Genomic DNA, 20,230 nt, shown 5'->3' with positions numbered 1-20,230 from the left:
AATGACCGCTCCAACAGGGCTTGACGCGGCCATCGAATACCACGTCGCCAACTCATTGGGTTGGCCAGGGCTGAGGCCGTTGCAGACGGCGTCGGTGAAGCCGGTGAGGTCTGGAACTGACTGTGTGCTAGTCGCGCCCACGGCCGGAGGCAAGACCGAAGCAGCCCTCTTCCCATTGCTCTCGGAGATGGTTCAAGGCAACTGGTCGGGAACATCGGTCCTATATGTCACACCGCTTCGTGCACTGTTGAACAACCTCTATCCCCGGTTGATCGCCTATGGTTCGTGGCTCGGCCGCAGCGTTGGGCTGTGGCACGGGGACGTGGGTCAGTCCGAGCGACGCAGAATGCTCGCCGACCGGCCCGACATCCTTTTGACCACTCCAGAATCTCTCGAAGCCATGCTCGTATCCCGTCGGGTCGACCACGAGCGATTTCTTGGTTCGGTGCGCGCCGTCGTGATTGATGAGCTGCACGCGTTCGCAGCCTCTGATCGGGGCTGGCATCTACTCGCGGTGTTGGAGCGGGTGGAGCGGATAGCTGGTCACAAGATCCAACGGGTGGGACTGTCAGCCACTGTGGGCAATCCTGACACCGTCGGTGTTTGGATGCAGGGCTCGACCTCTGGTCGTGGGCCGGTCGCCGTGGTGCGTGAGGACTCACGCTCCCCCGTCGAACCGGAGGTCACCCTCGATTACGTTGGCAGCATGGAGAACGCGGCCACGGTGATCTCTCGACTTCATCGAGGTGAGAAGAGGCTGGTGTTCGCGGAATCGCGCCGTTCAGCGGAGGAACTTGCTTTTCTTCTCCGCGAGCGAGACGTTCAGACTTACGTGTCTCACTCGTCGCTGTCGGCCGACGAAAGACAAGTAAGCGAACTAGCTTTCGCGGAAGCCAAGGACACAGTCATCGTGGCGACCTCGACGCTCGAGCTCGGTATCGACATCGGCGACCTCGACCGGGTCATCCAAATCGATGCCCCGCGCACTGTCTCGTCCTTCTTGCAGCGTCTCGGCCGCACTGGAAGGCGCCCCGGGACAAGTCGCAACACTCTGTTTCTCGCGACCAGTCTTAACGGTTTGCTTGACGCGGCCGCTGTCCTACTTTTGTGGAAACGGGGATTCGTCGAAGACGTCGTCGCTCCACCCCATCCACGTCACCTAGCTGCCCAACAACTCCTCGCTTTGGCCCTGCAGGAAGGTGAGTTCGGCGCATCCGACTGGTCGAAGTGGTGGGGTGACCTGCAGCTGATGGCAGATGGCGAGGAAGTGCTCGGGTTCCTGCGCGAACGTGAATTCTTGGTCGAGGATTCCGGGTTGTTGATGATCGGCCCGCGCGCGGAAAAGGAGTTCGGGAAGCGGCATTTCATGGACCTGCTGTCGACATTTGTGGCGGATCTTGAGTTGCGTGTTGTGGCGGGAACCAAAGAGATTGGTTTCATTTCGCCGCTCGCGATTCCGCTTTCCGCTTTCCGTAGTCAACGACCGCTCGTGCTTGCAGGTCGCGGGTGGCATATAAGAAGTGTCGACTGGTCGCGGTTCACGGTATGGGTCGAAGAGGTATCGACGCGGGGCGAAGTCAGGTGGCCGTCCAGCGCGGTGGCACAGTCTTTTGAATTGTGCCAAGCCAAACGCGAGGTACTGCTCGGTGCAGATCCAGCCGTCAACGTTTCGAAACGTGTCCGGGTAGCAATGCACCGCCTTCGAGACGAACGCACCTCGGAGGTTAACGCTGACGGTGTAGTAATGCGATCCCGTGCAAGCGGAGGTGCGCGGTTATGGACGTGGGCGGGTCTCAAAGCAAACGCGACGTTATTGGCTGGTCTGGGCGTCATTGCGCGGGGTGTCGAGAACGAGAGTGTTGTTCTACCGGACGAGATCAAGATCAGTGACATCAGACGCGCTGATCCATTCGCAGTTCCGCAGGTCGACGCGGGGGCAATTACCGGCCTGAAATTCTCGGTGGCGCTTCCTTTCGAACTTGCAGGCAGAACACTGGGCGAACGGCTATCAGACGCACACGGCGCCAGGGCAACCGCCGGGGCCGCTATTGTTCGATTGATGGACTAAATAGATCGTGTCTGACTGTGGGCTACGATTAAACTTTTCACCCCGCGGATCCTATGTGCAATTTCCCGGAATGGGTTTCGGGCCGGGCCGCAACTACATCGCGCCCTTCGCTTACCTCCGTATCGTCGACAATGCCATTATACGCTCGCCTAAGGCTATGATGTCCGGATCCAACAACTCGGCGCCGTTAGCCGCTGACTCGGCAGCGCTAACTACCAGGTCGTCGATCTCGCGAGAGTCTTGCGGAAGATATCCGGCATCCTTCAAATATTTCTTAATATTCGAAGGCCTATTTCTCATCTTGGCAGTCCATTCTCTAATTATTTGCGGCCATGATGGAGCTTCGGGTCCCAAGAAGCTCGCCGTTGGCAGGTAGCAAATCACGTCGGGTTGCGAGAGTCCGTGCACTTCGATTCGGTCGATATTACCGAATTCCAAAGCAGCCGTCGCTAGCTCTCCGAGAAATTGGCCCTCGTCGTTCCCTAGGGTGGCAATTGTGGCAGCGGTGCTGCGCGCCAGTTCAAAGTCACCGACCGCCGCAGCGGCCGTGATTGCCGACCACAGGCTGTCGAGCTTGCTATTCTGAATGTTGTCAACAACCACAAGGATTTTTGCTTCGGTCGCTGAAAAAAGTAGTCGAGCCTCGGCCAACGATTTGAGCCTTTTGGCACCGCGAATAGGCATTAGACGCGCGTGCGCAGCGTCTAATTGAGGTCGAAGGAGTCGGGCAAAGACGATTTCGTCGTGGAGGCCCTCGACAACTACAGCAACTCGCATCAGCTGCAAGATATCACTGAATGTCAGGCCAGCCTCGATGCCCAATACCGATGACACCAAGGTATCAGAAAATGCGAGGTCTAGCTGACGGTTATTTATCGTACCTGTTGTCGGCTCGCGAGAGATCAATGTTTTATGTATCTCTGCCTGATCGAGAACATGGGGGGAATGTGTCGCGACCACAATATTCAGTTGATCCGAACTCGATATGTCTACCAATCCCCGTGCCAGAGCTCTTTCAGCGAGACGATGTAATCCAGCTTCGGGTTCGTCGCAGAGGAAAATAACTGGACGATCGGTAACTTCGGCGAGGGCCATGCTGACAGAAGCTTCTGCCCAGCGTAACTGCGCCTGGGACAAGTGCCGAATGTGTCGGCGCAGCGACTGGTCCGATCTTTGGAGGAGAAATTCCCAGCAAGGGCGAAGGCCAACAAACAGATCCCCCTGATTCCGGAGATTGAATCGTATTTCTGGAGATGCTGGTAGGAACGTTGACAAAAACTTGTTTGCCCTGTGTTCGATTTGCCGGTTGGCTACATTAATTAGTTCCAACGATTTGGTGAATTCATTGTCTGGTAGCTCGGTGGCATTATCGCTTTTTAGCAGGAACCGACTTGTCAGTGTCAGCAAGGTTTGGTGGTCGAGGTTGTGGGACGCACTACTTTCGCTGATAGCGACGACGGCAGGCTCGGAGAACCCGTCACCTAGATGAATAAGGGGAATTTGTACCCATTCTGGAAATCTTCGAATATCCTCGACTGCATGTTCTCCCGATGCTGTCGGTTTAACAATGTATGAAAACGATGCTTTCATTTCCTGAATCATGTCGGGTTCCCATTCGACCACCTGACGGTCAGGCACAGGGTCCTGTAGAAACTTTTTGAAAATTAGGAAGAGATTGTTCAAGTGCTCCGAAATCAAGCCTGCTTCATTTGGTCGCCCGGCTATCCAAACTGACCAGGTTCCGTTGCCTGTGGCTCTGAGGGTGAGGCGGACGTCAGAAGCGATGGACTCAAGAAAGTCGGTGTGATCGCCGATGAGTTCATTCTTGATCGCGTACAGATCGACAAATTTTTTTAGCTTGTTCGCAAACGAAAGGTCTTTACTATTTCGTCCCGGATCTTTGCCCACGAAGTATAGATCTCTGTTTGGCTGCGCACCGTTGCCTGTATACCAGCCTTCGTCATCGATGCTGCCTGGGGAGAATACTTCGCCATAAATCCTTGAAATAGCGTCATCGATGAAGGTCGATAGGTGGTCAAGAAATGAGTTCGCCTCCGCCTGGTTATGATCGATTATTTGAATGTGTAAGTCGTTCATACTTCCTGCTTTGCCATCTCGGCCGCCACTTAGGGCAGCATCGATAGATCGAAGAACCGAAGTTTTTCCTGAACCATTGAGGCCATAAAGCGCACTCGTGCCCTGGTGGAACTCGAAGTGGATGGATTCGTTCAATGATGTTTCTGGCCGCGCCGACAGGCCTGTCACCAGATAACCTTGGCTTATGAAGGGCATGGGTCAATCCTACGATACGGTGATCGGCGGCGGGGCCCGATTCTGCTACAAGATGCCAGGAAAGTCGCACCTCGAAGGTAGACAGGAACAAAGTGACTGGTTCCGGGCGCTCTCTGATGCGGCCGAAGGCCAGCATACGAAAGCTGCGTATGCCGTTGATATGGATTGGTGCTGCGTGATGAGCGGGTCGGACCAGATGTGCAGTTCCATGGTGGTGGGGTGCGACTTGGACGTCGTGTGGAGAACCGACCGCGTGCCGCCGCACCTTTCGAGATATTAAAGTTACTGACCGGTGCTTGCGCGTGAGAGGGCGCGGAGACAGATGGGTGAGAGCCCGCGTGACCAAGGCGAGGTTGGCGCGCATGGCAGCGATTGGGGCGATTTATTGATTCAGACCATCCAGGGCCACTCTGCGTGGAACTTCGCATGAAGCTGACTATTGGTGACCGCTCAACATCGCGAAAACACCCTGTCCGGGACCAATAAGTGAGAAGATAAGTCATGGATGATTCGTACGTGTACGGCGATGTTGACGGCAACCTCATCTTTGTAAGGCGGGATCTCGCTCAGCGGTTGAGCGCGCTCCGTTCAGAATTCGCAAACTGGGGTGAGGCTCGTGCAGCTCTCGACAAGGACTCCTTGGACGAAATCAGCTCAAGATTTTCCGCGTATGAGGTCGATCAGCCGGACGACGAGACCCGCTTCGAGTTGGACGACATCCCGGGCCACGTGGACGGTGATTGGCCGGAGTGGCCGGCCAAGCTCATGCTCGTGCAAGTTCCCAAAAGTGTTGTTGACCGTTTCGGTAGGGTCGAGGATAGTGTGTTGAATGGTCAGTTCTTGATGCTACAACCTGAATCGGAGGCTGCGATTGTGGCCGAACTGCAGGCTCACGGGTGGGTGTGCCTCCGTGATGATGTCACGGTTCTAAGAGCCTGCGGGTATTGAGCGCTGCCGTTTTGGTGCGTCGTGACTGTGGTCGTCTCGAACGCCTGCCGCTTCGTGGCGTCATCCGGTCCGACGCTCGAAACGTCTTGGTGCGCCTCTAGCGAAATAGCCAGTGAAGAGGCCGTCGAGGCGGACCCGGGTAGCGCGCGGTGTCGTCTATAGGAGGATGCACGGGTCCGAAGGGGGAGATCGGCTGGGGATTTGCCAGAAGCAGACGTGCAACTCAGCACGAAGTCAAGCTTTGAGCGCGTCGATTTGGCCCAGACGGGCCGGCCGTTCGGAATCGGGGACGTGCTCAATCTTCGACGAATGTCGTGTACCTAGGGAATGGTGATCACCGTGGACCATTCAGCGCCGTACCGACTCGTCGCGGCAGTCGTGGCGTCTAAGTCTGCTGACTCACTGCGCACGCTGACGGTAGTCGTCCCCAGCCCCGACGCCCGGCGAGACGTCACCCGAGCACTAGCGCTCAGCGGCGGATCTGCCAACACCCGCATCGTGACCCTCGATGCTGCTGTCGACGTTCTCGCAGCGCCAGCGCTGACACCGCGACTCCCACTGCCTTATCCGCTGCTCGAGGCGTCCATCGAGCGAATCCTCGACGCCGAGCCGGGTCGATTCGACCACGTTGCGGACCAACCCATCACCGCCCAAGCCTTGGCCACCGCATCATTTGACCTGACCGGATACGCCAACCCGCAGGCTGAGTCGACCACACTCGTGGACGAGATGCTGCGCATCCACCGTCTTGCGGTGGCCGTGCACAGCGATTCCTATTACTTGCGCCACGAGGCGTATGCGGCTGCGCTCGCCAACCTCGATGAACTCGGCGCGATCATCGTCTATCTGCCCACCCCGGTCGACGCAGCGTCTGCGCACCTCCTCGACGTGATGCAGAAGCGGGGAATCACCGTCGATGCCACCGACACTGTCCACGGTTCGCTGGTCGTTCACGCCTCCGACGCCGACGATGAAGTGCGGGCCCTCGCGCGCATCGTCCGGGCCCACCTCGCAGACGGGATACCTGGTCATCGGATCGGCGTCTTCTACGGCTCTCGTGATCCTTACCTGCGGCTGCTGCATGAGCACTTCGCCGCCGGCGACATTGCCTTCACCGCACCGGAGTGTCACGGTCTCGCCGACCGTCCTATTGCTCGATCACTGATCGCGTTGCTCGAGCTGGATCCCGCAGAAGTTCCTCGCCGCGACCTGCTGGCCGCGCTGGCGGGGCGTGCGGTGAAACGACCAATGCTGAACGACGCGCCGATCTCGCAGTCGAAGCTGGAGCACCTGACCCGCAAGCAGGTGCCGATCGTCAGCGGCACCGACTGGGACCGCCTCGCAGGCGTGGAACCCGATGCAACGTTCCACGACACAGCCATCGCCATGCACGGTTTCGTGACGACATTGCGGCAGACCCTCTCTGCCCTCGCATCGTCGACAACGTGGGCGGATGCATCGACGGCAATCGAGGCCCTGATCGATGACCATTTCGCCGCGCCGACCACTGAGCAGGCGAGCGTCGACCATTCGCTGATCGGGAGGATCGTCCGTGACATAGCCGATCTCGACGGCATCGCGCCGAAGCCGTCGAGCAACCGCATCGCCGACGCGCTTGCCAGCCGCATCGACGCCATCAACCGCACCGTGGGCGACGCCGCCGCTGCGGTCACCGTCGGCCCGCTGTCGGCAGCAGCCGGCCGCGATTTGGAGGTGTCGATCATCGTCGGCGCCGCCGAAGGCATCATTCCTGCCCGTCGGCGCGCCGATCCGCTACTGCCGCCCGAACTCACAGGCCGTACCACCGCCGATAACATCGCGCACGACCGTCGGCTATGGACCCTGGCACTGGCCGCGGGCCGCTCCCATCGCATCGCCACGTTCCCGCGCGGCAGTCTCCGCGGCGGCGCTGAGAAGGTTCCGTCACGCTGGCTCCTACCGACGATGGAGTATCTCGCTGGGAAACCAGTGGGTGTCGTTGATTGGCAGAAGGACACGGTCAGCACACCCGGCATTGTCACCATCGAGTCGTTCGACTCGGCAATCCAGAAGGTGGACAGCCGCATCGGAGTGAGCTCTGGGTCGGCTACCGAATGGCGCCAACGTGCCCTAGCGGCTGTGGATGCTCGTGGCCGACAGAGCGTATTGATCGACCCGGTCATCACCAACGGCATGGCCCTACGCAGCGACCGACTCGAGGGCCGTTTCACGCGGTTCAATGGAAACGTCTCGAATGTGAAAGAGCTGCTGCGCTACTTCGATGGTTCAGTGGCGCCTACCGGCCTGGAAGCGTGGGTCGCGAGCCCGTACAAGTTCTTTCTTTCCCATGTGCTGAAAGTTCGGGCGCTGGTTGATCCGGATGCGTCCGCGCAGATCGGTGCACTCGCAAAGGGAACGCTGATCCACGCAATTCTGGAGCACTACATCCGGACGGTGCTCGACGGTGAGGAGCCGTCTCTCGACCGTCTCCTCACCATAGCCGACCGGGAGCTGGTCACAGCACAGGAAAGCGCCCCGGGATGGTTGCCACAGCTGTGGGACAAGGACCGCGCTCTGATCCGCGACGATCTCACGGTGTGGTTCGCGCACGATGCTGCCGATCACGCCAATGGATGGTCGCCCTTGATGGTCGAGAAGACGTTCGCGGACAGCGACGCGGTCATCACTGTTGACGGGGGAGTAGTCAAGTTCAACGGATCGATCGACCGCGTAGACATCCACAGTGACGGCCGTGTTCGCGTCACCGACTACAAGTCGGGACAGGCCAAGTACTTCAGCAAACTCACCAGTAGTTCGCCGACCGATAGTGGCGTCAAGTTCCAGCTGCCCGTCTATGGACTGTTCGCGCGGACTCTCGGCACCGACGTCGTTACCCGCTACTGGTTCATCACCAGCAAAGGTCAGTTCGATGAGGTCGGATACCCGCTGACCGACGGAGTGCTCGACGTCCTGATCGACGATGTCTCCCTGATTCACACCGCGATAACCTCCGGCTACTTTCCGCCGCGCACAACCGAGTCGTACCTCACCGACGATCTGCTGGCTCTCGTCGGCAAACGCGGTCTCGAACGTGCCTGGTCGAGCCTCGAGGACGTGCCCGAAATCGACGGCTACCGGCGGAAATACGAGCGTTCATGATATCCCGAGACCTGGTCGACTCGACGGAACGCGACCGTATCGAAAGCGACACTGCAGCAACGCTGTTCGTCGAAGCGGGCGCTGGGAGCGGAAAGACGCACTCACTGGTCCGACGCATCTGTCACCTCGTGCTCGAGGACGGCATCGAACTCGATCGCATTGCCGCCATCACCTTCACCGAGAAAGCCGCTGCTGAATTGCGGGAGCGGGTCCGCGTCGAGCTGGCGAAGCACACAGGCGGTCTGGCCGAACGCGCGTTGCTGCAGGTCGACACTGCCGCTATAGGTACGTTGCACGCCTTCGCGGCCCGCATCGTCAGTGAGCATCCCCTCGAAGCGGGGGTACCGCCGCGACTTCAAGTGGTTGACGCAATGGGCTCGCAACTGTCGTTCGAGCGTCGCTGGCGCCGGATCCAGTCGCACCTGTTCGGTGACTCCTCGACCACGCCCGCGGAACTGGCCGATGCGATGAAAGTGATCGTCGCGTCCGGTGCTTCGCTCGACCAGGTTCGCACGTTCGCCGATGCTCTGGACCGAAGCTGGGATCGGCTGGTGGTCGCAGAGGTCGCTCCTGTCATGGCCATTCCTGATATCGATGATCTGCTGCGTCAGGCTGATCTGGTGGTCGACAACAAGTCGGCGTGCTCCGACCCCGACGACAAACTTGTTCTCCACCTCGACAAGGTGGCGGCGTGGCGCAAAGACCTGGCCGACAGCAGGGGGAGTGCAGGGTGGCTCGCCGTCGCGTTGCTGTGTCCCAGCTCGGGACGTGGAGGCAGAGCCGGCAGTTGGGGCGGAGGGATGCAGGCGGTCAAAGATCTGATCAACAACTTGAAGGCGTCCGCTTCCGAGGTGCGGACTCGCTACGTATCCAGCGCCATCGAGGTGTTGCTGCACCACCTCGCGGTCGTCATCGTCGATGAGGCGGCTCACCGCCGCCGCGAAGGCCGTCTCGAGTTCCACGACCTTCTGGTGTATGCCCGTGACGTGCTCGAGAACTCGGATGTGCAAGCAGCCGTCCATGCCGCCTATCAACGTGTCATGCTCGACGAGTTCCAGGACACCGACCCGTTGCAGCTCGAGCTGGCCCGACTGATCGTCGACGGCAAACCCGGCCGACTGTTCACCGTCGGTGACCCCAAGCAGTCGATCTACCGTTTCCGCCGCGCCGATATCGCCGCCTACATGGCCGCACGCGACCTCGCCGGCGACGGCATCGCCACGTTGTCGACCAACTTTCGCTCGACAAAAGCTGTGCTCGACTGGATCAACGAGGTGTTCGGTCGCGCCATCGTCGCCGACGGCCATGTGCAGCCAAGTTACACACCACTCGACCCCGCGCCCGGGCGCCCTGCATGGACATCCGATACCGGCCCGAAGCCGTTCGTGTTCATGGACCCGACCACGCCGGTCGACAGCGAAGAATTGATGACGAAGTCCAACGCACTGCGGGCACGGGAAGCGCGCGACGTCGCCAAGATCATCTACACCGCGACGACGGAAGGTTGGCAGAAGGAAGTTGGCGGCTACGGCGCGTACACCCACGAGCCGATCATGTTGCGCGACATCTGCATTCTGATCCCGTCCCGTGGGGTGCTGCCGTACCTAGAAAAGTCCTTGGACAACGCGGGTATCGAATTTCGCTCCGAAGCATCGTCACTGGTGTACTCGACGCAGGAAGTGCACGATTTGCTGCTGGCGTGTCGAGCTCTCGCGAACACCGCGGACGAAGCAGCACTGGTTGCGGCGTTGCGGACTCCGCTGTTCGGTTGCGGTGACGACGATCTGCTGAGGTGGAAAAGCGCCGACGGCAGGTGGAACTGGTTCGGTGATGCGCCCGCGGGTCTGGAGGAATCGCCGGTTGCCCACGCTCTCGCGTATTTCAAAGCAGTGTGGTTCGACCTCGGCACCATGAACCCCGGTGCGTTGCTCAGCCGTGTGGCGACTGATCGCCGGGTGTTCGAAGTGTCGATGGATTCACCTCGGCACCGAGATGTGTGGCGCCGCCTGCGGTTCGTCATCGACCAGGCGCACGCGTGGTACGACGACGACCGCGGCAATCTGCGGGACTATCTCGATTGGGCGGCGACGCAGAGTGAGGAGGACGCACGTGTCGCCGAGGCGGTGCTGCCGGAGATCGGTGTCAACGCGGTGCGGATCATGACCATCCACGCAGCCAAGGGGCTGCAGTTTCCGTTCGTGATCGTCGCCGGAATGAGCGGTGGCTTCCGCCAAGGGTCGGAGGCGGTGATCTGGGACGACGATGGTGAGCTGCACGCCAATATCGGCGCGGCCACCCAGACAGTGGGCTTCTCGGCAGCCAACGTCGTCGAGAAAAAGCACACCGAGGCTGAGCGAATCCGTCTGCTGTATGTGGCCTGCACGCGCGCCGAGAGCCTCCTCGCGTTCTCGGGCTACGCACCGACGGGTCGGGCCTGGGGCAAGGTTCTCGACATCGCTGATTCCGGATCGCCTGCGCTGCTCGATGTGGTTCGCATCGAAGATCGAGGTAGTTCTGAGACGGGTGAGTCGGAGGCGTGGGATCAGTGGCAGGCCATCAGCGCTCGTGTAAAAGAGACGTCGTCGATAGTGGCGTCGATGTCGCCGACCACAATCGCGCACGCTGCCACCGACGTCGCGCGAGAAGTGCTGGCCGGTTATCGCGATCACAGTTTCACCGTTCGTGCTTCAGCAGAGATAGTGCCGCCGTCGGTGGGGGCTGTCGATCACGGCCCGGAACTCGGAGTTGTTTTGCACGCACTGATGGAAGCCGTCGAGTTGACAGACCCCGATTACGAAGTGAAGGCGCGGGCGGCGGCGTCGCTGGCCGGTCTCGAGGACCCCGATCGCTTTGTGTTGCTGGCGCAGTCGGCCCTGGAGTCGGAACCGGTGCGCCGAGCCGCGGAGTCGGAGCACTGGCGGGAGGTGCCGCTGATCGGCCTGGCGCCGGATGGTCGTACCGTGGTCGACGGTATCGCTGACCTGGTCTATCGCGACACTTCGGGGGGTCTCGTGATCGCCGACTACAAGACGGATGTGGGTGTCACAGACCTAACGATTGCGGAGTATTGGGTGCAGCTCGCAATCTATGCGTCGCTGTTGGGCAAAGCTGTTGGTGACGAGGTATGCCGGCTCGAGTTGATCTTCTGCCGGCCAGGCGGGGCGACGGTGATCAGTAGGGAGCGTGCGACGGCTCGATAGCAGAGTGTTCTCACTCTTCGGGTCTGCGTGCGCGTTCCACCATGTACGCCGTCATGCGCAGATATTCGTCCAACCACAACTTCAGTCGGTCTGAGAAATGCGGGTCGTTGTCTGTCGCGAGGCGCACACTTTCTACGGAATATATCCAGAGTCTCGTGCTCTCTGAAGAGGTACGGGATCCAACGACCAATTCGGCACACCAGGCCGTCATCGCAGCCGACCACAAAGCTGCCCGTAGCGTCGGATCGATATTTGGATAGTCAACGCTACGCTGCGCGAGTCGATGAATGTGCCTCCTGATTGGTCTGATCTCGGCAATCATCGTTGTAGACGAGTACAGGATGGCCGATTCCGACACGACGAGAGCTCGACGCGGATGGCTGTAATCCGCATTAGTCGCTTCGAACTCGCTGACGGCAATGTTGCCCGCGAACAGGGACATCATCGCGGAGTCGTGATCGCTCCACCGATGACGAGTGCGTGCACCGCCACGGCTCTGCACCACGAGTCCCTGCGGCGCATCGCCCCCACTCCAAAATTTGAGCGCGGCGTCCGCCGGACTGACGTGGAGCTGAGGGATCTCCAGCTCGTCGGGCAGCCCTCCGGTGAATCCATAGGCGCGGACATCGTCGGGCGGCTGAGAAGAACGTTGCACAGGTGCATGATGGCGGAGGGGTACGACAAGCCACGATGGCCGTCATGCGGCGTTCCCCGGCACGGGCAGTGGGTTCCTTCACTACGGGCTGACGGCTCGGCTGATAAGGAGGAGGGGCGTTTTGCAGCCGCAGCACTAGGCGGCGGTGTCGGCAGAACGCCGATGCCGACATTCAACGTGGTCGGTCGTCGTCAGAACGGCGGCCGGGATCGCGAACGCGCCGTGGCAGCAGTCTTCCCGAAGCCGCACTTCGTTGATTCCGGAGCGGTCCGCATGTCGAGCCGCTTCGGCGATGACCTCGGGCGGCAGTTCAGGTCTCAGGACCAGTCCGACACGCGTCATGATCTCTCTTTCAGAGCGTCGATGATCGTGTGCGTCGCGACTACGACGAACAGCCTCTCCCACGATCACCGTGAGGGCGCGTGGTTCGCGTCACTGTAGGTTGGCCCGCAACAGCGATGCCGAAGCACACCGTGCCCGACCGATTTGAGTTCGGTGTCGCCGCCCGGTCCGGCGGTGCCACTGGTGGAGACTGCGATGTCGTCACCGATTTGTCACAAAGCGCTGTGTATGACGACCACACCCGATCGGACTGCCCGGTCTCGACGTTTCGGTCGGGCCCTCGGCCGCCCCGTCGAGACCGCCGACAACCTAGTCCGCCCCCGTCGTAGCCCCCAGCAGATCCCTTACCGTGTTCGCAACGGAGATGAACTCCGGCCTTTCCATAGTGGCGCTGTACTCCCGGTGCGCCGGCAGGTCCACGTCGAGGATGTCGACGATCCGCCCCGGCCTCGGGCTCATGACGACCACTCGGTTGGCAAGGTAGACGGCCTCGGCGACGGAGTGGGTGACCAGCATGACCGTCGTCCCTGTCTCCCGCCAGATGCGGTGCAGTTCGACGTTCATCTTTTCGCGGGTGAGGGCGTCGAGCGCACCGAACGGCTCGTCCATCAGCAGCACCTCGGGCTCGTGCAGCAGGGCCCGGCACAGCGAGACGCGTTGCTGCATGCCGCCGGACAGTTCGTGGGGGAGTGCTCCCTCGAAGCCCGTCAGGCCCGTCATCTCGATCAGTTGATCAGCCTTCGCCGCGGCGGCCTTCTTATTCATGCCGCGCATCTCGCCCTGGAGCAGGATGTTCTTGCGGACGGTGCGCCACTCCAGCAGTGCGGCGCGCTGAAAGACGTAGCCGATGTTGCGCTGCGGTCCCTTCACCTCGCGGCCGGCCAGCTCGACCGAGCCGCGGGAGGCGCCGGTCAGACCGGCGACCACCTTGAGCAGTGTGGACTTGCCGCAGCCCGACGGGCCGGCGATGGAGACGAACTCGCCTTTGCCGACCTTCAGGTCGACGTCGGACAACGCGGTAACGTCGCCACGCTTGGACGAGAACTGGACGGTGAGGTTGTCGACCGAGACGGCGGTGTCGGTGACGGTGGTGGGGCGTTCGTGGGTGATGGCGCTCATGTCGTCGCTCATTCCTTGCTGGAGGTGAAGGAGGAGTCCCAGTACTTCGACGGCTCGGCTCCGACCTCGGTCAGGCCTGCGTCACCGAGGATGGAGATGGTGTTGGTCCAGTCCTCCTCGGCGTTGACGCCCGGTGCCTGGCCCTCGGTGGTGGCGGTGGTGAGCAGGGGGATGGTCTCCTGCCACTGCTGCAGCAGCACCGACTCCGGCGGGGTCTGCGGGTCCTTGCCCACCATGGCCTTCACCGCCGCTTCGGGGTTGGCGATGGCCGCTTCGAACGACTCGGTGGTGGCATCGACCATGGCCTGCACCAGTTCCGGCGAGCTCTCGATGGTCGAGGTGTTGGCGATGAGGCCGTTGCTGAAGAAGTTCAGACCCTCGTCGGAGTAGCGGAGGTAGCGCATCTCTCGGCCCGACTTGTTCGCGATGTTCGGTCCCTGGTCGTGCGCGAAGCCGATGAGACCGTCGACCTGGCCGGACAGCATCGCGGCGATCTTGCCCGCGGAGTCGAGGCTCTGCTGCTGCACCTGGTCCTCGGGGACACCGACGCGATCGAGGAAGATCGGGAACGTGGTGGTGGGCGCGTCACCGGCGGAGACGGCGATGGTCTTGCCCGCGAGGTCGGCGGTGGTCTGGATGGGACCGTCGGCGTAGACCTGGACGGCCGACGGCGTCGTCTGCAGGAAGACGCCCAGGCTCTTCACCTTCACGCCCTTGTCGATGTTCGACATGACGGCGGCGGAGTCGGCCCAGCCGAAGTCGGTCTGGTTGGAGCCGGCGGCCTGCGCGGTCTTGGTCGAGCCCTGGCCGGCGGTGATGGTGAGGTCGATGCCGTGCTTGGCGAAGATCCCCTCCTGCACGCCGTAGTAGAACGGTGCGTGTTCGCCGTAGGGGTACCAGTTGAGCATCAGCGAGGACGCGGTGGTCTCGCCGTCGGCGCCGGGCGCCTTCTCCGCACCGCCACCGCCGCCGCCACATCCGGCGAGAGCGAGCGACGCGGCTACCGCAGCCACGAGGGCAGTCTTGAGCTTCATGGAAGTCTTCTTTCGAGGAGGTGTGGAGGACAGCAGGCGGGTCACACTGCGCCGACGGACGCAGTGGAGCGGCGCGATGCGTGCCAGGGGATGAGGAACTTCTCGGCGATCTCGATGATGAGGAACAGGACGATGCCGAGCAGAGACATGATGATGAGGGAGGCGAACAGCATTGCGGTGTCGATGTTTCCGTTCGCCTGGAGAATCACGTAGCCGAGTCCCTCGTTGGCACCGACGAACTCACCGACCACCGCACCGGTCACAGCGAGTGTCGCCGCGATCTTGAGGCCGGACATCAGCTGCGGCAGTGAGGCGGGAAAGCGCACCTTGCAGAACGTCTTCCACTTGCTCGCGCCCATCGTGGACGTCAGTTCGAGGATCTCCGGGTCGACGGACCGCAGGCCCGCCATGCCGGCGATGACGATGGGGAAGAAGGCCATGAGGACGGCGACCAGGATCTTGGGGCTGGCGCCGAAGCCGAGCCACACGACGAACAGCGGTGCGATGGCGATCTTCGGGATGACCTGGGCGAAGAGGATCAGCGGGTACATCGTCTTCTCGATCGACGACGAGTAGATCATCACCACTGCGACGGCGACACCGACGAGCGAGGCGATGATGAAGCCGGCAACCGTCTCGTACGTGGTCACCCAGGTGTGGCCGGCGAGGTAGGAGGCGTTGTCGATCATCGTCGACCAGGTGTCTCCGGGAGACGGGAGGATGTAGGGCGCAACCATTTCGGTGGTCGTGACCGCCCACCACGCGACTATCAGCGCAGCCACGAGAGCGAGGGGCCGCCACAAGCCGGACCAGGTGTTGCGGAACGAGGGGAACCGTCGACGACGCGTCGGCGCGGGATGCGGTGCCGACGGTGCAGCGAGTGGGGCCTCGACCGACGTTGTTACCGCCATGAGGAGTCCTAAGGCTAGTAGTGGTGCGGGTCCGACTGCTCCCGCTGGAATGCGCTTTCCGAAGCTGCGGCCGAATCTAGTGTGATCGCGCCCACAGTGTCAAGGAAAACGGACAACTACCTGCTCAGCGCGCTGCTGGCACGCAGGATGACCGTCCCCGGTGCGTACTCGTGCGCGTCGAGGGCGCGGTCGGACGGGTCGAGCGCGAGCCGCACGGCACGTTCGCCGATGTCGACGAGCGACAAGGCGACCGTCGACAGGCTGGGAAAGTGGTCCCGCAGGGTGGGGATGTCGTCGAAACCTGCGACGCAGACGTCGGCAGGAACGTCCAGGCCCAGCTCACGCCATGCAGCGATGGCGCCGATGGCCATGACGTCGGTGACGGCGAAGACGCACGGGGGAGCGCCGTGACCGGGCGTCAGTTCGAGTGCAGCCGCGAGTCGCCGGGCCGCGCTGTACCCACCGTCGCGGGAGAAGTCGCCGGCCACCTCGATCTCGGGCGTGATGCCGTGGCGGCACAGTGCCTCGACGAATCCGTTGCGACGGTCCGCGGACGTGCGGATGTTGCCCGGGCCGCCGATGATGGCGAAGCGCCGATGACCGTGCTCGTAGAGTGCCTCGGCCAATGCTGCTGATGCCGAATGGTTCTCGGGCTCGACAGCCGCTCCGAACGGCATGGGTTGACCGATGACGACGACGCGGCCGCCGTTGTCACGATACGCCTCGAATTCGCGTTCCAGGGCGCGGTCGAGGTCGCCGCTCTGCCGCGATCCGGCCAAGATGATGGCATCGGCGCGGTGGGAGATGAACGTACTCACCGACTGCCGCTCGATGGCGAAGTCGCGCTCGGTGCTCGCCAGCAGCACGAGCTTGCCGGCGTCACGTGCCTCGTTCTGCACGCCGCGGACGATGGAGGAGAAGTAGGGGTCGGCGACATCGTGGACGACGAGGCCGATCAAGCCCGTTGACGAACGCGCCAAAGCCTGGGCCTGGGCATTCGCGATGTAGCCGAGATCGGCTGCGGCGGCGCGCACTCGGTCGGCGACGCCCTCACCGGGCACTCTCGACGAGCCGTTGAGCACCCGTGATGCCGTGGCCTGGGAGACGCCGGCCGCTGCTGCCACGTCACGCAATCGCACTGCCGCCATGCTCGCCACCCCCACGAAATCGTTGCGGTCTGCCGGTGCCTGTTGACCGATCGACCTCGACAGCATAGCTTGGAAAGCGCATTCCGAAGCTGACTTGCCCCTAGACGCGTGCAGGACTTTCCGCCGCACCGTCTCCCGAGGCCCTTGCGCGCCTCGATCCCCTCGGTCGTGCACTCTTCAGACCTGGCTGCCGAGCAGTCAGAAAGGCCATTCGATGTCTCACCCCACCCGAACCCTGCGCATCGCCATGAACGGCGTCACCGGTCGCATGGGCTACCGTCAGCATCTTCTGCGTTCCATCCTCCCGATCCGCGACGCCGGCGGATTGCTGCTCGCGGACGGCTCGCGCGTCCAGGTCGAGCCGGTGCTCGTCGGTCGCAACGAGGCCAAGCTGCAGGAACTCTGCGCCCAGCACGGCATCGCCGAGTACACCACCGACGCTCAGTCGGTCATCGACGATGCCTCGATCGACATCTATTTCGACGCCCAGGTGACCTCGCGTCGCGCGGAGGCACTGTCGTCGGCGATGAAGGCCGGCAAGCACATCTTCACCGAGAAGCCGACTGCCGAGACGCTGACGCAGGCCATCGAGCTGGCGCGCATCGGGCAGAACGCGGGCGTCACGGCAGGCGTCGTCCACGACAAGCTCTACCTCCCCGGATTGGTGAAGCTGAAGCGACTGGTCGACGAGGGCTTCTTCGGACGCATCCTCTCGCTGCGAGGCGAGTTCGGCTACTGGGTCTTCGAGGGTGACGGTCAGCCCGCGCAGCGGCCCAGCTGGAACTACCGCGCCGAGGACGGTGGCGGCATCGTCGTGGACATGTTCTGCCACTGGAACTACGTGCTCGAGGGCATTCTCGGCAAGGTCGAGACGGTCACCGCCAAGGCAACCACCCACATCCCGACGCGGTGGGACGAGCAGGGCAACGAGTACGCCGCCACCGCCGACGACGCCGCGTACGGCATCTTCGAGATGCAGAATGGGGTTGTCGCGCAGATCAACTCGTCGTGGGCCGTGCGTGTGTTCCGCGACGAGCTGGTCGAGTTCCAGGTGGACGGCACTCATGGCTCCGCGGTCGCGGGACTGCGCAATTGCGTCGCCCAGCACCGGTCGCACACTCCCAAGCCCGTGTGGAACCCCGACCTGCCCGTCACCGAACCCTTCCGCGACCAGTGGCTCGACGTCCCGGCCAATGCCGATCTGGACAACGGCTTCAAGCTGCAGTGGGAGGAGTTCTTGCGCGACGTCATCGCCGAGCGCCCCCACCGCTACGGCCTGCTGTCCGCCGCGCGAGGTGTCCAGCTGGCGGAGCTCGGCCTGCGCAGTTCCGCGGAGGGCCGCCGCCTCGACGTGCCGGAGATCTCGCTGTGACCGCCGTCGACTCGCGCCTGACCATCGCGCTGCCGGGCCACGGCTCGTACCAGCTGAGGGAGCCCGGTGAGTGGACCAAGCCCACCACTCCGATCACGTCGCGCATCGCTTACGCAGCGGCGCATGTCATTCCGCGTGCGACGGGCGACAACACCCCCGGCGCACCGGCCGACATCGACTGGGACGCCACCCTCGCCTACCGGCACGAGCTGTGGTCCTACGGGCTCGGTGTCGCCGACGCGATGGACACCGCGCAGCGTGGCATGGGCCTCGACTGGGCGGCTACCTCCGAGCTGATCCAACGATCGGGTGCCGAGGCCACTCGGGTCGGTGGGCTACTCGCATGCGGCGCCGGTACGGACCAACTCGACCTGACGACGCTGCCGTCGGGTCGGGAGGGTCTCGCTCGTGTCCTCGATGCCTACCGTGAGCAGATCGCGGTGGTGCGGGAGTCGGGCGCCAAGGTGATCATCATGGCCTCGCGTGCGCTGGCGCGGGTGGCGTCGTCACCCGACGACTACCTGGCCGTCTACTCGACGTTGCTCGACGAGGTCAATGAGCCCGTCGTGTTGCATTGGCTCGGAACGATGTTCGACCCTGCGCTCGAGGGTTACTGGGGGAGCGCGTCCGTGGACGAGGCGACCGCGACGTTCCGCGGACTCATCGACGCTCACGCCGCGAAGGTCGACGGCGTGAAGGTGTCGCTGCTGGACGCTCAGCACGAGATCGCCCTGCGCGCAGCGCTGCCCGACGGAGTGCGTCTGTACACGGGGGACGACTTCAACTATCCGGAGCTCATCATGGGCGACGGTGAACATCACTCGGATGCGCTGCTCGGCATCTTCGCCGGTATCTACCCCGCGGCGTCCACGGCGTTGCAGCAGCTCGATCGCGGCAACACGGCTCGCGCGGAGGAGATCCTGCGGTCGACGCAGGACCTGGGCCGGCACATCTTTGCGGCGCCCACCTATTACTACAAGACAGGCATCGCGTTCCTGTCGTGGTTGAACGGGAAGCAGCCGGGCTTCTCGATGGTCGGCGGATTGGCGTCGGGCCGCAGTGTGGAGCATCTGACGCAGTTGTTCGTCTTGGCGGATCGTGCTGGGCTGCTTGCAGACCCGGCCTTGGCTGCACACCGGATGGGCGTGTACCTGGAGCTGAACGGAGTATCGGCATGAGTCTCAAGCGCCTGTCTCTCAACAGCAAGACGGTGAACAACTGGACCTTGAAAGAGGCCGTCGAGGGTGCGGCGCGAGCGGGGCTCGGCGCTATCGGGCCGTGGCGTGACCGCGTGCAGGAGGCCGGGGTGACGGAGTCGGCGAAGATGATTTCCGATGCCGGGCTACGGGTGTCGACCCTGTGCCGCGGTGGCTTTCTCACGGCAATCGACGACGACGGGCTCGACGACAACCGCCGGGCGCTCGATGAGGCTGCGGAGCTAGGGGCTCCCGAGCTGGTGATGGTGATGGGCGGCATCCCGGATCGCGACCTCATCGGTGCGCGGGCACGGGTGTCCGAGAGGCTCGCTGAACTGGTGCCCTACGCGCTGGAGCGAGGAGTGCGGATCGCGTTGGAGCCGTTGCACCCGATGTTCGTCGCCGATAGAGCGGTGATCTCGACGCTAGGTCAGGCACTGGCCATGGCGGAGCCGCATCCGGTGGAGGCGGTGGGCGTCGTCGTCGACACGTTTCACGTGTGGTGGGACCCCGACCTCGAGGCGCAGATCAAGACGGCGGGGGAGCGTGGCCGCATCAGTTCGTACCAGGTGTGTGACTGGTTGGTGCCGATGGAAGCCGACCCCCTCCTGTCCCGCGGGATGATGGGTGACGGGGTGATCGACTTCGCCACCATCGGGCGGTGGGTCGAAGAGGCCGGTTACCGCGGTGACGTAGAGGTGGAGATCTTCAACGCGGCAATCTGGGCGGCGGATGGGGATCAGGTGATCGGGAGGATGGTGGAGCGGTACCGGGATCTGTAGTACCTCTGGTGGGCAACTGAGTTGA

At 62.5% G+C, this 20,230-nt stretch carries 15 protein-coding genes; 7 read left to right on the top strand and 8 right to left on the bottom strand.

Translation table 11 applies throughout. The features are described from left to right. The first annotated feature begins 1 nt into the window (after position 1). Positions 2 to 2,068, top strand: a complete 2,067-nt coding sequence (locus HQ306_RS17335) for a DEAD/DEAH box helicase (protein WP_222632851.1) — start codon at positions 2 to 4, stop codon at positions 2,066 to 2,068. Between the two features lie 111 nt (positions 2,069 to 2,179). On the opposite strand, the gene HQ306_RS17330 is transcribed toward HQ306_RS17335, so the two are convergent. Then, positions 2,180 to 4,360 (bottom strand): AAA family ATPase, encoded by a 2,181-nt coding sequence (locus HQ306_RS17330; protein WP_222632850.1) that lies wholly within the window; start codon positions 4,358 to 4,360, stop codon positions 2,180 to 2,182. A 501-nt stretch (positions 4,361 to 4,861) separates the two neighbouring features. Here HQ306_RS17330 and HQ306_RS17325 point away from each other — a divergent pair. The 3 genes from HQ306_RS17325 (at position 4,862) to HQ306_RS17315 (ending at position 11,646) form a co-directional block, all read left to right on the top strand. Then, the gene (locus HQ306_RS17325) at positions 4,862 to 5,308 is read left to right on the top strand and encodes a hypothetical protein (RefSeq protein ID WP_222632849.1); all 447 of its coding nucleotides are present in this window, start codon (positions 4,862 to 4,864) and stop codon (positions 5,306 to 5,308) included. A 330-nt stretch (positions 5,309 to 5,638) separates the two neighbouring features. Then, entirely contained in the window at positions 5,639 to 8,446 is a 2,808-nt protein-coding gene (locus HQ306_RS17320) for a PD-(D/E)XK nuclease family protein (RefSeq protein ID WP_308116126.1), read from the top strand. After that, positions 8,443 to 11,646: an exodeoxyribonuclease V subunit beta gene (locus HQ306_RS17315; RefSeq protein ID WP_222632847.1), complete on the top strand. Its 3,204-nt coding sequence runs from the start codon at positions 8,443 to 8,445 to the stop codon at positions 11,644 to 11,646. Before HQ306_RS17320 ends, HQ306_RS17315 begins: the two co-directional genes overlap by 4 nt. Positions 11,647 to 11,656: 10 nt before the next feature. Here HQ306_RS17315 and HQ306_RS17310 read toward each other — a convergent pair whose 3' ends face one another. From HQ306_RS17310 to HQ306_RS17280, 7 genes are all read right to left on the bottom strand, one after another. After that, a complete protein-coding gene (locus HQ306_RS17310) occupies positions 11,657 to 12,301 on the bottom strand; it encodes a hypothetical protein (RefSeq protein ID WP_222632846.1) in 645 nt (214 codons plus the stop codon). A 135-nt stretch (positions 12,302 to 12,436) separates the two neighbouring features. Beyond that, positions 12,437 to 12,643 (bottom strand): hypothetical protein, encoded by a 207-nt coding sequence (locus tag HQ306_RS17305; RefSeq protein WP_222632845.1) that lies wholly within the window; start codon positions 12,641 to 12,643, stop codon positions 12,437 to 12,439. 65 nt (positions 12,644 to 12,708) lie between these two features. After that, on the bottom strand, positions 12,709 to 12,840 hold the full coding sequence (locus HQ306_RS22305) for a hypothetical protein (protein WP_308115464.1): 132 nt from the start codon (positions 12,838 to 12,840) through the stop codon (positions 12,709 to 12,711). Between the two features lie 112 nt (positions 12,841 to 12,952). Further along, positions 12,953 to 13,762: an ABC transporter ATP-binding protein gene (locus tag HQ306_RS17295; protein ID WP_222632844.1), complete on the bottom strand. Its 810-nt coding sequence runs from the start codon at positions 13,760 to 13,762 to the stop codon at positions 12,953 to 12,955. 8 nt (positions 13,763 to 13,770) lie between these two features. Next, positions 13,771 to 14,796: an ABC transporter substrate-binding protein gene (locus HQ306_RS17290; protein ID WP_222632843.1), complete on the bottom strand. Its 1,026-nt coding sequence runs from the start codon at positions 14,794 to 14,796 to the stop codon at positions 13,771 to 13,773. Between the two features lie 41 nt (positions 14,797 to 14,837). After that, positions 14,838 to 15,707, bottom strand: a complete 870-nt coding sequence (locus HQ306_RS17285; RefSeq protein WP_222632842.1) for an ABC transporter permease — start codon at positions 15,705 to 15,707, stop codon at positions 14,838 to 14,840. A 116-nt stretch (positions 15,708 to 15,823) separates the two neighbouring features. After that, a complete protein-coding gene (locus HQ306_RS17280) occupies positions 15,824 to 16,855 on the bottom strand; it encodes a LacI family DNA-binding transcriptional regulator (RefSeq protein ID WP_222632841.1) in 1,032 nt (343 codons plus the stop codon). Positions 16,856 to 17,069: 214 nt separating this feature from the next. Between HQ306_RS17280 and HQ306_RS17275 the strand changes: the two genes are divergently transcribed. Genes HQ306_RS17275 through HQ306_RS17265 form a run of 3 tightly spaced genes read left to right on the top strand, consistent with a single transcriptional unit; the run spans position 17,070 to position 20,205 of the window. Next, a complete protein-coding gene (locus tag HQ306_RS17275) occupies positions 17,070 to 18,227 on the top strand; it encodes a Gfo/Idh/MocA family protein (RefSeq protein WP_042572923.1) in 1,158 nt (385 codons plus the stop codon). After that, complete coding sequence (locus tag HQ306_RS17270; RefSeq protein WP_222632840.1) at positions 18,224 to 19,405, top strand: dihydrodipicolinate synthase family protein; 1,182 nt, start codon at positions 18,224 to 18,226, stop codon at positions 19,403 to 19,405. Before HQ306_RS17275 ends, HQ306_RS17270 begins: the two co-directional genes overlap by 4 nt. Next, positions 19,402 to 20,205 carry a sugar phosphate isomerase/epimerase gene (locus HQ306_RS17265; protein WP_222632839.1) on the top strand — a complete coding sequence of 268 codons (804 nt, stop codon included), beginning with the start codon at positions 19,402 to 19,404 and terminating at the stop codon, positions 20,203 to 20,205. Before HQ306_RS17270 ends, HQ306_RS17265 begins: the two co-directional genes overlap by 4 nt. The last annotated feature ends 25 nt before the right edge of the window (positions 20,206 to 20,230 follow it).

Source organism: Rhodococcus sp. BP-160 (assembly GCF_019836205.1).
In the GTDB taxonomy this organism is placed as follows: domain Bacteria; phylum Actinomycetota; class Actinomycetes; order Mycobacteriales; family Mycobacteriaceae; genus Rhodococcoides.
The sequence above is the reverse complement of the archived record's forward strand: the minus strand, read 5'-3'. Positions and strand labels throughout refer to the sequence as shown.

Bases quoted from the DNA above. Each gene is read 5' to 3' on its own strand.
- HQ306_RS17335 (WP_222632851.1), top strand. From the start codon at position 2: ATGACCGCTCCAACAGGGCTTGACGCGGCCATCGAATACCACGTCGCC.
- HQ306_RS17330 (WP_222632850.1), bottom strand. From the start codon at position 4,360: ATGCCCTTCATAAGCCAAGGTTATCTGGTGACAGGCCTGTCGGCGCGG.
- HQ306_RS17325 (WP_222632849.1), top strand. From the start codon at position 4,862: ATGGATGATTCGTACGTGTACGGCGATGTTGACGGCAACCTCATCTTT.
- HQ306_RS17315 (WP_222632847.1), top strand. From the start codon at position 8,443: ATGATATCCCGAGACCTGGTCGACTCGACGGAACGCGACCGTATCGAA.
- HQ306_RS17305 (WP_222632845.1), bottom strand. From the start codon at position 12,643: ATGACGCGTGTCGGACTGGTCCTGAGACCTGAACTGCCGCCCGAGGTC.
- HQ306_RS17295 (WP_222632844.1), bottom strand. From the start codon at position 13,762: ATGAGCGCCATCACCCACGAACGCCCCACCACCGTCACCGACACCGCC.
- HQ306_RS17290 (WP_222632843.1), bottom strand. From the start codon at position 14,796: ATGAAGCTCAAGACTGCCCTCGTGGCTGCGGTAGCCGCGTCGCTCGCT.
- HQ306_RS17285 (WP_222632842.1), bottom strand. From the start codon at position 15,707: ATGGCGGTAACAACGTCGGTCGAGGCCCCACTCGCTGCACCGTCGGCA.
- HQ306_RS17280 (WP_222632841.1), bottom strand. From the start codon at position 16,855: ATGGCGGCAGTGCGATTGCGTGACGTGGCAGCAGCGGCCGGCGTCTCC.
- HQ306_RS17275 (WP_042572923.1), top strand. From the start codon at position 17,070: ATGTCTCACCCCACCCGAACCCTGCGCATCGCCATGAACGGCGTCACC.
- HQ306_RS17265 (WP_222632839.1), top strand. From the start codon at position 19,402: ATGAGTCTCAAGCGCCTGTCTCTCAACAGCAAGACGGTGAACAACTGG.